Source organism: Pseudomonas sp. 2FG (assembly GCF_005502935.1).
GTDB lineage: Bacteria > Pseudomonadota > Gammaproteobacteria > Pseudomonadales > Pseudomonadaceae > Aquipseudomonas.
In genome coordinates, this window is record NZ_SCMP01000018.1 from 1 (window position 1) to 11,484 (window position 11,484).

General features: G+C 59.7%; 13 protein-coding genes and 1 pseudogene. 6 read left to right on the plus strand and 8 right to left on the minus strand.

What is annotated here, in order from left to right:
* Positions 1 to 1,368, minus strand: a 1,368-nt coding sequence (locus FFS13_RS16855; protein ID WP_137820220.1) for a PilZ domain-containing protein, incomplete at its 3' end; no start/stop codon positions are given.
* A gap of 30 nt (positions 1,369 to 1,398) precedes the next feature.
* Here FFS13_RS16855 and FFS13_RS16860 point away from each other — a divergent pair.
* A complete protein-coding gene (locus FFS13_RS16860) occupies positions 1,399 to 1,881 on the plus strand; it encodes a TlpA disulfide reductase family protein (protein ID WP_137820221.1) in 483 nt (160 codons plus the stop codon).
* 4 nt (positions 1,882 to 1,885) lie between these two features.
* A complete protein-coding gene (locus FFS13_RS16865) occupies positions 1,886 to 2,161 on the plus strand; it encodes an acylphosphatase (protein WP_137820222.1) in 276 nt (91 codons plus the stop codon).
* A 163-nt stretch (positions 2,162 to 2,324) separates the two neighbouring features.
* Here FFS13_RS16865 and FFS13_RS16875 read toward each other — a convergent pair whose 3' ends face one another.
* From FFS13_RS16875 to FFS13_RS16885, 3 genes are read right to left on the minus strand one after another with little or no spacing between them, the layout of a single operon-like run.
* Entirely contained in the window at positions 2,325 to 2,900 is a 576-nt protein-coding gene (locus FFS13_RS16875; protein WP_137820223.1) for a transglycosylase SLT domain-containing protein, read from the minus strand.
* An 8-nt stretch (positions 2,901 to 2,908) separates the two neighbouring features.
* A complete protein-coding gene (locus FFS13_RS16880) occupies positions 2,909 to 3,865 on the minus strand; it encodes a hypothetical protein (RefSeq protein WP_137820224.1) in 957 nt (318 codons plus the stop codon).
* Between the two features lie 41 nt (positions 3,866 to 3,906).
* Positions 3,907 to 5,622: a proline--tRNA ligase gene (locus FFS13_RS16885; RefSeq protein ID WP_137820225.1), complete on the minus strand. Its 1,716-nt coding sequence runs from the start codon at positions 5,620 to 5,622 to the stop codon at positions 3,907 to 3,909.
* A gap of 104 nt (positions 5,623 to 5,726) precedes the next feature.
* On the opposite strand from FFS13_RS16885, the gene FFS13_RS16890 reads away from it, so the two are divergent.
* A complete protein-coding gene (locus tag FFS13_RS16890; protein ID WP_137820226.1) occupies positions 5,727 to 6,146 on the plus strand; it encodes a PaaI family thioesterase in 420 nt (139 codons plus the stop codon).
* A 66-nt stretch (positions 6,147 to 6,212) separates the two neighbouring features.
* Here the strand turns inward: FFS13_RS16890 and FFS13_RS16895 are convergent, their stop codons facing one another.
* Positions 6,213 to 7,550 (minus strand): OprD family porin, encoded by a 1,338-nt coding sequence (locus FFS13_RS16895; RefSeq protein WP_137820227.1) that lies wholly within the window; start codon positions 7,548 to 7,550, stop codon positions 6,213 to 6,215.
* Between the two features lie 1,063 nt (positions 7,551 to 8,613).
* On the opposite strand from FFS13_RS16895, the gene FFS13_RS16900 reads away from it, so the two are divergent.
* A complete protein-coding gene (locus tag FFS13_RS16900) occupies positions 8,614 to 9,039 on the plus strand; it encodes an HIT domain-containing protein (RefSeq protein WP_137820228.1) in 426 nt (141 codons plus the stop codon).
* A 3-nt stretch (positions 9,040 to 9,042) separates the two neighbouring features.
* A complete protein-coding gene (locus tag FFS13_RS16905) occupies positions 9,043 to 9,249 on the plus strand; it encodes a SlyX family protein (protein ID WP_137820229.1) in 207 nt (68 codons plus the stop codon).
* A gap of 64 nt (positions 9,250 to 9,313) precedes the next feature.
* Here the strand turns inward: FFS13_RS16905 and FFS13_RS19810 are convergent, their stop codons facing one another.
* The 3 genes and pseudogenes from FFS13_RS19810 to FFS13_RS16915 all read right to left on the minus strand — a co-directional run bounded on the left by FFS13_RS19810 (position 9,314) and on the right by FFS13_RS16915 (position 10,843).
* Positions 9,314 to 9,538 carry a cold-shock protein gene (locus FFS13_RS19810; protein WP_171006507.1) on the minus strand — a complete coding sequence of 75 codons (225 nt, stop codon included), beginning with the start codon at positions 9,536 to 9,538 and terminating at the stop codon, positions 9,314 to 9,316.
* 105 nt (positions 9,539 to 9,643) lie between these two features.
* Positions 9,644 to 9,916, minus strand: a pseudogene (locus FFS13_RS20285) (cold shock domain-containing protein membrane protein); the annotation flags it as partial.
* A gap of 456 nt (positions 9,917 to 10,372) precedes the next feature.
* A complete protein-coding gene (locus tag FFS13_RS16915) occupies positions 10,373 to 10,843 on the minus strand; it encodes a Dps family protein (protein WP_137820231.1) in 471 nt (156 codons plus the stop codon).
* A gap of 407 nt (positions 10,844 to 11,250) precedes the next feature.
* Here FFS13_RS16915 and FFS13_RS16920 point away from each other — a divergent pair, with 407 nt between their 5' ends.
* Positions 11,251 to 11,472: an FmdB family zinc ribbon protein gene (locus FFS13_RS16920; protein WP_119955747.1), complete on the plus strand. Its 222-nt coding sequence runs from the start codon at positions 11,251 to 11,253 to the stop codon at positions 11,470 to 11,472.
* Positions 11,473 to 11,484 lie beyond the last annotated feature (12 nt).

Here is an 11,484-nt window from a genome sequence, read left to right on the forward strand (position 1 = left end):
GTGCTGCAGAGTACCCCGGTGCAGGGCGGCCTGGTTATGCACGCTGACCAACTGCAACCAAAGGTTCTCCCCCTCAACGAACTGCCCGTTTGCCAACCACAAACCATGATGCCAACCACCGCCCTGCACCGGGGTACTCTGCAGCACGCCGGGGTGGGTTTGCGCGCTGGGTGCGCGGCGTAGCCAAACTGGGCGGGGCAATCCTTTCAAGTAACGCAGACCGAGGTGCAGGCCCTCGGCATTTAGGTGCCGCCAACGCACCAGCGCCAGGGTCGGTGTCGCACTGCTACTGAGCAGCAGCACCAGTTGCCCGACTGGCAGCTGTCGGCCTTGGTCGGCATGACACAACAGGCGTGCGCCGCCTGGGCTGGTATCGAGCATCTGCGCCGCGCAGTGACCTGGACGATGTTCAAGGAGTTGGGCGTGGATGGCCGTTAGGCCGACGACTAAGCTGCAGTCCCCGGCCTGGTCTGAGCGCGCATGGCGGCGCTGTTGATGGCCTAGCCAATGGTGGCGGACGCGCTCGAGCAACTGGCGCTCAAGCGCGCTTTGCAAGGGCGCCGGCTCATGCAGGGCGACCAACAACGCACCGAGTTCGAGGCGGCGCAGGTAGCGACTGTCGCCTTCTGGCGTCTGTTCGTACGCCAGGCAAGGCTGCGACTCGGTGAGGTCAACGGTTGGGCCTTCGGCATCGTCGTCCTCATCCCAGGGCAGCAGGCGAGCGAGGTTGGCCAGAGGGGCGAGGGCGCTAAACAGCAGCGGGCTTTCGCCTTCGGCCAGATGGAAGGGATTGCTCAAGGCCAATAGCAGCATCTGCTGATAAAGACCGCGCAAGGTACTGGCCGGTGGCGGTTGGAAGGCGGCGGCGACGGGCTCATCCAGACACTCCTGGTGTTCGCCGATCCAATACAGCAGGTGGCTATCACGCCATAGGCTGGCCGGTGGTTCCTGATACAGCTGGTAGTGCCGCAACAGGCTTTGCGCGAGGAAGTGCTGAGCCATATACAGGCACCACGCCAGATGCGGGCGTGAGGGGTGGTGGCCCTGTAAAATCTGCAGCAGCAGGCGTTTGAAACCTGTGGCGATCTCAGCGCAAAAGCGTACGAACAAGACCGGTGGCGTCACGCCGGCCCGGTAGGCCGCGGCATAGTGGCGGTATTCTTCGCTGAAGCTTTGCAGCGCGCGCTGCCTTTCGAGTAAGGTCATGGCGCTGCGATTAAGCCGAAATAACAGGCTCAACACCTGTTGCAGTGCATGATCCTGCGGCTGCAGGCGCGCTTCGGCGAGTTGCTGATTGAGATCGGCGAGGGGCACAGCGTCCTCTTCGAGGACCTCGGGCACTTCTAGGCGCAAGGCATCCAGCGTCATATCAACCCTGCGTACACGAGGATCGACTGCATGGGAACGCGACTCCAAAGGGTCATAGGGCGGATGGTCATAAGTATTCTCGTTGGGCTTGTGCTGGCCGGCTGTGCCGAAGACCCAGGTGTCGATCAGCATGGACGAAAGGTAGCGGCTGAGCGTCTGGAAGGCCAGTGGTTGGTGATTAATTACTGGGCCGAATGGTGCGGGCCTTGCCGTAGCGAGATTCCAGAATTGAATGCCTTGGCTGAACAGCTCAAGGGCAAGCCTGTCAGCGTGCTGGGGGTGAACTTCGATGGCTTGCAGGGGGAGGAGCTGAGTAAGGCCTCGGAGGCGCTGGGGATTGGTTTCACGGTGTTGGCACAGAATCCGGCCACGCGCTTCCAATTGCCGCGCAGCGAAGCGCTACCGGTGACCTATATCGTCGATGCAAAGGGCCAACTACGTGAGCGTCTGCTCGGCGAGCAGACCTCGGTGGGGCTGAGTAAACGGTTAGCCGAGTTGCAAGCTAAGGAGTGAGGCAATGGCGCGCATTTGTTTGCATGGTTATGTCAGTGGTCGGGTACAGGGGGTGGGCTATCGCCAGCACACCGAAGAGCAGGCCGAGCGTCTTGAGCTCGATGGCTGGGTGCGCAACCTCGCCGATGGTCGGGTCGAGGTGCTGCTGGAGGGAGAAGAGGCCGCGGTGCGTGAACTGGCGGCTTGGCTGGAGCGGGGGCCGAAGCAAGCCCAGGTCGACGCGGTCGAGCTGCAAGAGCAAGCCTTGCAAGGGATTGCCGGCTTTATTGTGCGTGGTTAACAGCTGCGGCCAAAACGCGCAGAGGCTGTTTTGAAAGTCGTCGAGCGAAGGTCAGGCAAGGCAAAAATGGCAGAGGAGGCGGAGTTTACGAGCTGTAAATGAGCATTCCGAAGCCATTTTTAACGCAGCATCACCGATGCGCAGACAATTGCAAAACAGCCTCTCAGGGTTTGACGTACCAGAAGTCTTGCCAGAGCCCGATGACCTTCGCCGGGTAGGTGTTCCGCCCGAGACTGCCGTTATAGCGGGCGAGGGCGCGGCTGAGGTTGCCGTGTTCCTTTTTCAGGTAGTAACTGAGGATGGTGCAACCGTAGCGCAGGTTGGTGGCGTTGTCGGTGAGGTTGTCTTGCGGGCGGCCCAGTTCGCCTTTCCAGAAGGGCATTACTTGCATCATGCCTTGGGCGCCAACCGGGGAGATGGCGAAGCGATTGAAATGGCTTTCCGCGTGGATCAGGGCGATGACCAAATCGGGCTTCAGGCCGGCTTTACTGGCTTCGCGGTGCACCAGTTTAAGCAAGGTCAGGCGCTCCTCGGCATCTGGCAGGTAGCGCGTGAGGCGCGTGGACATATCCAGCAGCCAGACCTCAGCGTCGAAGCGATCTTCAAAGCTGTCCGCCTCGGCCACTGTGCGTTGCAGCAAACTGCGCAGTTCCGGTTCCGGGGCCTGACGCAGGTTGGCGTCAGCAGGCAGCGCTAACAGCAGCAGGCAGCACAGCGCGAAGCGAAAACGCGCCGCCATCTTGCGCCTCAGTTGTTGGCGCCAGGATCGGCAGCCAGGCGGCCGGCGTCCTTCATCAGCGACTTGAGGAATTCCTGCTGCAACTCCGGATCGTTACGGGTCAGTTCGATCAGGCTTTGTTCCAGCTCACTGGCTTCCTCTTCCAGACCCAGCTCGGAAAGGCGCTTGACCCGATGCACCCACTGCCCAACTTCGTCGTCTTCCAGGTCGTCAAAGATCAGTGCGTGGGCTTCCTGCAGTTTGCCACGCAGCGTGCGGCTGACCAGCAAGGTGGCAACTGCGCGGGTCTGGTCCTGTTCATCTTCGGTGCTCAGCAACAGCTTGCCAACGCGGCTGACGTCCTGTTCGGCGAAGGGGCCATCGAGCAGGTTCAGACGCAGTATGCCATTGCGGTCGGTGGTCAGCTCATGGGTTTGCTTGCCTGCCTTGATCAGTACGGGGCGCTCGGCCCACGGCAGGCTGGAATACTCCATGCGTTTGCCCTGCTGTTTTTCGTCGATACCGGCCAGGTTCTGCTGCGAGCGACCATTGGACTGGGTGTTCATAAAGGGGTTGAGACCGGCAAAGCCATAGCTGATCCAGTCTTTGGTGGCCGTTTCCGGCAGGCTGCCGAGCATGACCACGTTGAGCGCATTGGCCCCGATACCGGCGACCACCGCGACCGCGCCCAGCGGCACTTCATAGAGCTCGCGCCAGGGCTGGTAGGGGGTGTAGCGATCATAGCGGCGAGTCACCTCGAAATCGGTGACCTCGAAGGTTTTCTGCTCCTGCACCCGCACGCGCCGTTGCGGCAGTTCGAGGACTCCAGGTTCGCCTACGTCTATTTGCAGGCTGTGGTTCAGCAGTTTGCGCTCGACTCGTTCCTCATGCTCGCTGCGTTGTGACAGGTGGTTGGCGCAGCCGCTGAGAAAGAGGGCGCCGCAGAGTGCGGCGCCAATGAGGCATAAGGTACTTCGCTTGAACATGACTTCTCTTGGTGAGCGACTGCTCTTGAAAACGGCTAGGATCAGCGCCGGATACGGGCCTGGATGAAGGACAGGGTTTCGGCCACTGGAACAGCTAGAGCCTCGGTTTCGCTGCGGCTCTTGTATTCCAGATTGCCTTCGGCCAGGCCGCGTTCGCTGACCACAATGCGGTGTGGAATGCCGATCAGTTCCATATCGGCAAATTTGATGCCTGGGCTGGTCTTTTTGTCACGGTCGTCGAGCAGAACTTCGAAGCCCGCAGCAGTCAATTCGGCGTAGAGCTTATCGGTCGCCGCGCGCACCGCTTCGTTTTCATAGCGCAGTGGCACCAGAGCGATTTGGAAGGGCGCCAGGGCATCGTTCCAGAGAATGCCGCGCTCATCGTTGTTTTGCTCGATGGCGGCCGCGACCACGCGGGAGACGCCAATGCCATAGCAACCCATGGTCAGGATGGCCGGCTTACCGTTTTCGCCCATCACCGTACAGTTCATCGCTTCGCTGTATTTGCTGCCGAGCTGGAAGATATGTCCGACTTCGATGCCGCGCTTGATCACCAGGGTGCCCTGGCCATCCGGGCTCGGATCGCCAGCCAGCACATTACGCAGGTCGGCTACTTCCGGCAGCGGCAGGTCGCGCTCCCAGTTGACGCCGAAGTAATGTTTGTCATCGATGTTGGCGCCGATGGCGAAATCGCTCATCAGGGCGACCGAACGGTCGATGATGCACGGCAGCGGCAGATTCAGCGGGCCGAGCGAGCCAGCACCGGCGCCGATGGCGTTGCGCAGCTCCGCCTCAGAGGCAAACACCAGTGGGCTGGCAACTTGCGCCAGGTTGGCGGCTTTGATTTCGTTCAGTTCGTGGTCGCCACGGATGATCAGGGCGATCAAGCTGCCTTCTTCGGCGCCGTGCACAACCAGGGTCTTGATGGTTTTTTCGATCCGCAGGTTGAAGCCTTCCACCAGTTCGGCAATGGTTTTAGCGTTCGGCGTATCGAGCAGACGCAGTTCTTCGCTGGCGGCAGCACGCGCTTGCTCACGCGGAATTGCCTCGGCCTTCTCGATGTTGGCGGCGTAGTCGGAGCTGTCGCTGAAGGCGATATCGTCTTCGCCGGACTCGGCCAACACGTGGAACTCGTGGGAGCCGGTACCGCCGATCGAGCCGGTGTCCGCCTGTACCGGGCGGAAGTTCAAGCCCAGACGGGTGAAGACATTGCAGTAGGCCTGGTGCATGCGGTCGTAGGTTTCTTGCAGCGAGGCCTGATCGATATGGAAGGAGTAGGCATCCTTCATGGTGAACTCGCGGCCGCGCATCAAGCCGAAGCGTGGGCGAATTTCATCCCGGAATTTGGTCTGGATCTGGTACAGGTTGATCGGCAGCTGCTTGTAGCTGCTCAATTCGTTGCGCATTAGATCGGTGATGACTTCTTCGTGAGTCGGGCCGACACAAAAATCCCGCGCATGACGGTCTTTCAAGCGCAACAATTCAGGGCCGTATTGCTCCCAGCGCCCCGACTCCTGCCACAGTTCGGCGGGCTGAATGGCTGGCATCAGCACTTCGAGGGCGCCGGCGGCATTCATCTCCTCACGAACCACGGCTTCCACCTTGCGCAGCACGCGCAGGCCCATCGGCAGCCAGGTATAGAGGCCTGACGCCAGTTTGCGGATCATACCGGCGCGCAGCATCAACTGATGGCTGATGACTACGGCGTCGGCAGGGGTTTCTTTTTGGGTCGAGAGCAGATACTGACTGGTACGCATGTTTGGCCGTTATATCGGTTGCGAAGGCAGGGAATAGCTCGGCATTGTACGGTGCCTGTACAGTCGCGTACAGGATTCAGGCCGCCGGAACAGGGGATATAAGGATGACCGCATTAACCGCAGAGCAGGTGCAGGCGCTGATTCGGATGGGCGTACCGATGGCTGAGGATATTGATCTGCGGATCGACCGGCTGGATACGGATTGCGCCCTGGCGCGGGTGCCCTTCCAGGCGAAACTGGTACGCCCGGGCGGCACGCTGTCCGGGCCGACCATCATGTCCCTGGCCGATGCGGCGATGTATGCGGTGGTGTTGGGGCGATTGGGACGGGTGGAGATGGCGGTGACTTCCAACTTGAACATTAACTTTCTGGCCAGGCCCAAGCCGGTAGATCTGTTGGCGCAGGCGCGTATCCTGCGCTTGTCCAGACGACAGGCGGTCTGTGAGGTCAGCCTGTATTCGGCGGGGGAGGATGAACTGGTGGCGCATGTCACGGGGACTTACGCCTTGCCGCTGGGCGGTTGATCTGCGCGCAAAAAGAAACCCGGCCTAGGCCGGGTTTCTTTTATCAGCTACGTGTACGGGTTGGACTTACAGGATGTCCAGCGGGTACTCGGTGATCAGGCGGACTTCGTCCAGGGCAGTGGCGCCAGCAGAGCCGAAGAAGCCCATGTCGCTGTTGGCACGCCAGCTGGCGTGACGCAGGCGGAAGGACAGGTCCTTGGCGGCGCCTTCCTGAACCACGTACTTGGCTTCGATGTCGCGTTCCCATTCCTTGCCGTCTTCGCCGATCGCGCCAGCGAACGCACCGTTCGGGTCGGCCTTGGTGCCGTCGACATCGCTACCGGTGATGTAGCGAGCCATGAAGCTCAGGCCGGGAACGCCGTACTCGGCCATGTTCAGGTCGTAACGGGCCTGAAAGGACTTCTCGTTCGGGCCGTTGAAGTCGGAGTACTGAACCGAGTTGGCCAGATAAATGGAGTCGCCGGCGTTTTGGCCGTCCATCGAGATGTAGTCGAACGGCTCGTCGCCATTCACCCGCTGGTGGGTCAGGGTGAACTTGTGCGCGCCGATGGAATAGGCGGCAGCCAGCGAAAAGGCGGTGTTTTCGATCTCGCCTGCCAGAGCCTGACCTTCATCCAGGGTGCGGTAGATGTTGAAGTCGAAGTTCAGGGCCTGAGTGTCGCTGAACGGGATGTTGTAGTTGGTATTGGCGTAGTACTGGCGCCAGATGTCTTCCAGCTCGGCGCCATACAGGGTGACGCTCAGGTTGTCGTTGATGGAGTAGGTGCCGCCCACGTAGTCGGCGCTGTCGCTGGCGATGCCGGTGTAGGTGGTGGTGATTTCACCGTTACGGTTGGTGGAGGCGCTGCCGTCGCGAATCGAGGTGAAGTGGCCGGCGTCGATGTTCAGGCCTTCGATTTCGCTGCTCAGCAGCTGGAAGCCGGTGGCGGTGCCCGGGAATAGGCGGGCGGTGCCGGTGGCGAAGACCGGAGAGGTCGGTATCAGGTCGCCGTACTTCAGTACGGTGTTGGATACGCGGGCTTTGACCGCGCCGCCGGCGTAGGAGTAATCGTCCTGAGCGCGGCCATCATCGCCGATCGGCAGCAGGCCGGTACCGGTGGTGCCGCGACCGCTGTCGAGCTTCAGGCCCAACATGCCGTGGGCGTCGACGCCGACGCCAACGGTGCCTTGGGTAAAGCCGGACTCGAACATCGCGCTGATGCCATGAGCCCACTCTTTGCGGTAGTTCTGGCGGCTGGAATCGTTGTTGCGGAAGTCGCGGTAGAAGGCGTAGTTCTTGTTGTGAAGGGTCAGGCTGCTGTCTTCAACAAGGCCCTTGGAGTCGGACTGTTGGCTGGCAGCGGCCATTTGAGAAGTGCCCGCGGTTACAGCTAGGGCGATTAAGCTCCACTTCATCACTTGCATCGTGATTGCTCCTTTGGTTTAGAAGAGTTGCGCTGCCCATCTTCTTAATGTATGGGCGGCTCTTTCTTTTTGTGTCGGCGGTAACTTATATCACGCCGACATTATTGGCGACAGTTGCAGTCTATTCCTTACGAGTTCTTCACGGCAATGTCGCAAAATTGGATGAGACATGTCGCAAATTTGTAGTTTTGCTCTTGCGTCCATGCCGTTTTAACTTTTCCGTCAGTTTTGACGAGTTCAGCGTCTGCTAAGACTGCCTGCCGAAACCCTTCATAACCTACCCGTTAACTTCATCCAATGGAATTGTTGCGGGTGGATCAGGAAGACTCGCTGGCGCTTATTGGCGCGAGCGGGCATTGATCTTGGATTGGCTAAAGCAAAATCCATGCACAAATCGTCGAGCTGACGCTGGAAAGCCTTAGTTGTGTGTGTTTTGTCGAGCATTGTGCCGCGAAAATGCAACATCTTTGCCCCCCGTGTAGGGTCTTGAAGGGGGCTTGGGTGGCTGCAAGGCGCGGCTATTACGACTCGTCTGCTCCTGAACGTTACCTGGAGTGCCATCGAGCGAGGCGTGGTGTACGCGATGGCTGTCGGGTAACACGCCGGGAGATACTCAAGGTGGGCTGTCTCGGTGTGCTGGGCATGCTTGTTCATGGCTTCTTGCGCCGAGGGGCGGGCCGGTTGCCCCTGAATCCCGCAGAGTCGGTGCGTCCATGCTCAGTGATTGAGCTCCAGTTAGTGGCTGTAGAGGTGCTGCACGGGTTGAGTGCGGGTGCCGGGGGTTTGCGTCAAGTGGGGGCTCGGTTGGTGTCCGTTTAGCTGGGGCTGTAGATGTAGCCTCAGCTCAGAATGCTTGAGGTCGTGCTGGCGCAGTGCTCGGGTCTGGCCACAGAGCGGATCAAGCTTGGCGCTTCACCTGTCGGTTATCTGGAGTTGCCGCGCGGCTGGGCGGGATGAATTAAGGTGGGTTTCCCGAGTATCCTGCGCGGTCGTCACTTAACGCAGTTAGCCCTGCGTGGGTCGCTAAACTGAAACCTTAACCAGCCGAACAGGAGAGGCCAGTATGTTCGCCTTGGATTCACGTCTGCAGCAGGACACTCTGCCGATTGGCGATTTTCCCCTCTGTCGCTTGCTCTTGATGAACGATGCACGCTACCCCTGGTTCATTCTGGTGCCGCGTCGGGAAGAGCTTAGCGAGCTGTTTCAGCTCGACACCGATGATCAGCAGGCGTTGTGGCAGGAAACCACGGTGCTGGCGGAAACGCTCAAAGACACCTTCGCGGCGGACAAGATGAACGTCGCCACCTTGGGTAATGTCGTCAATCAGCTGCATATGCATGTAATCGTGCGTCGCCGTGAGGATGCCGCCTGGCCGGCGCCGGTCTGGGGCAAGTTCCCGGCTGAGGCCTACAGTGCCGAGCAGGTTGCCGCGATTCGCGCCAAGCTACGGCTGGTGTTGACCGAGGATTTTCGTTTTGTCGAGGAATAAGCCATGAGCCTGGAAATGCGTATTACCGACCTGGAAAGCCGCTTGGCCTTCCAGGATGACACGATTCAGGCATTGAACGATGTGCTGGTGGTTCAGCAGCGCGTACTGGAACGGCTGCAGTTGCAAGTCGCGGCGTTGGCTAAGCGCCAGGAAGATCTGCAGGGGCAGTTTGGGGTGTCCGAAGAGGACGCGCCGCCGCCGCATTATTAATGAGCTTCGGTTAATTGGAAGGCATAAAACCCGCCATCGAGGCGGGTTTTTTATTGGGCTGGATTTAGCGGCGCAGCGGCTGTGCGGCGATCACGTCTTCCGCTTGCAGGCCTTTGTCGCGCTGCATCACCGAGAACTCTACACGCTGACCTTCGACCAGTACGCGGTGGCCCTCGCCGCGAATGGCGCGAAAGTGCACGAAGATATCATCGCCGGAGTCGCGGGAGATAAAGCCGAAGCCCTTGGAGGTGTTGAACCACTTGACGGTGCCGGTCTCGCGATCGGTCATGTCTTGCATTGGCGAAGTGCTGCGGTTGCTCATGCGCAGGTTGGTGGCCAGGTGCAGCAGTACCGCGACTAATACTGTCAGCAGGCTGAGCAGTACGGCGGGTTGGCCGCCAATGATGGGTAGGGGTGCCAGCAGAATCAGGGTTTGCAGCACTACGGCCAGTACCAGCAGCGCCGAAACCAGGCTTTGCAGTTGATGGCGAGCGCCCATGTGCCAGATCGGCAGCAATGGCGCCAGCAGTAGGTTGAGTAGGCCGAACAAGGCCAGGTAGAGCGCGTCAGGCTGCTGCAGGTAAGGCAGGGCTTCGGCATGTAGGCTGGGAATAAAGGACAGCAGCAGGGCGGCAGCGCCCGTGAGTAGATGGACGATTTTCAACATGTGCAATGAGCTCACTTATATTAAGAAGGATCACGAGGAGAGCTGGCTCGGCGCGGTTTGCCCCTGATAAATGGCGGGCGATCGACACGCGCACAGTGCCAGCCTATGCGCCGCTCCTTGAACGGTCGGGGCAGCAGCACGGGGCGTATTTAACAGCAAAGCGCAGGGCTACTCAAATCAAGCGCTTGGCACGGGTCCTGGGGCGGCCGGATGAACCTGATTGCGCCTGGTATAGCGCATCGTCTGTGCGGGTTGGCAGGCTTTGGCGGGATGTTATGGCGCATCATGAGCGGTAGGGCTTGTTTGAGGAGGTCAGCCGCTTCGGTATGCAGGTTAAGAAGGCAAGGGGGCTGGCTTATGCGTGTCGCAGGGGGATTTTGGATTGCCGGAGCATGGAGTCGCCTAGCAAAAGGCCCGGTTGAGTAGGGCCTTTATGTATATCCGTAAGTCGCTGACTTAAGCGGCCAGTAGGCTGCGCAGCATCCAGGCGGTCTTTTCATGCACTTGCATACGCTGGGTCAACAGATCGGCAGTCGGTTCGTCACTGGCCTTGTCCAGCAGTGGAAAGATGCCGCGCGCAGTGCGCACCACGGCTTCCTGGCCCTGTACCAGTTGTTTGATCATGTCCTGGGCATTCGGTACGCCTTCTTCCTCTTTGATCGAGGATAGGCGGGCGTAAGCGGCGTAAGTGCCGGGCGCCGGGAAGCCGAGGGCACGGATACGTTCGGCGATGAGGTCAACGGCCAGGGCCAATTCGGTGTACTGCCCCTCGAACATCAGGTGCAGGGTGTTGAACATCGGGCCGGTGACGTTCCAGTGAAAATTGTGGGTCTTCAGGTACAGGGTGTAGGTATCCGCCAGCAGGCGCGACAGGCCTTCGGCAATGGCTGCGCGGTCCTGTTCGGCGATTCCGATGTTGATTTCCATAGCTTTTCTCCTCTCAGGTAGCTTGGAGCCTGCTTCGCTCCATGATGGATACAGCCTAGCATGGGCTTTTCAGGCCGAGTCTTGGCTTGTGTCAATGAACGCCATGGTTGAAGGCTATTTGATTGTTGGGGGGCGCTCTTGCCTGGCGGCTTGGCCGGCAGTTTGGGTGCGGGTAGGAAGCGCTGGGTTCGGCCCAGAAGGCGGGCGGTATTGCGTGATCAATGGTTGGGTGTGTAGAGCGCTGCCGCAGAGTCGTGTCTGAGCGCTAGGCATTTTTCGTGAGGAAGGCCGCGGAAGGTGCGATCTGGTCAGGCGGCTGCACGTGACCGATTAACCATATATAATCGCGCCCTTTGCCGCAGGGCGTGGGCTCGCGGTGCTGTTTTTTAGATTGCCGAGATGAGCCAATGCCTATTTACGATTACCAATGCGCTTCCTGTGGCCATCAAATGGAAGCCATTCAGAAGTTCAGCGATGCGCCGTTGGTCGATTGTCCGACCTGCAAGGCGCCCGAGTTGAAGAAGTTGTTATCCATGCCCGGTTTTCGCCTCAAAGGCAGCGGCTGGTATGAAACCGACTTCAAGACCGGCGCGAAAAAGAACCTGGCTGGCGGCGATAAAGCCGATTAACAGCACACCACC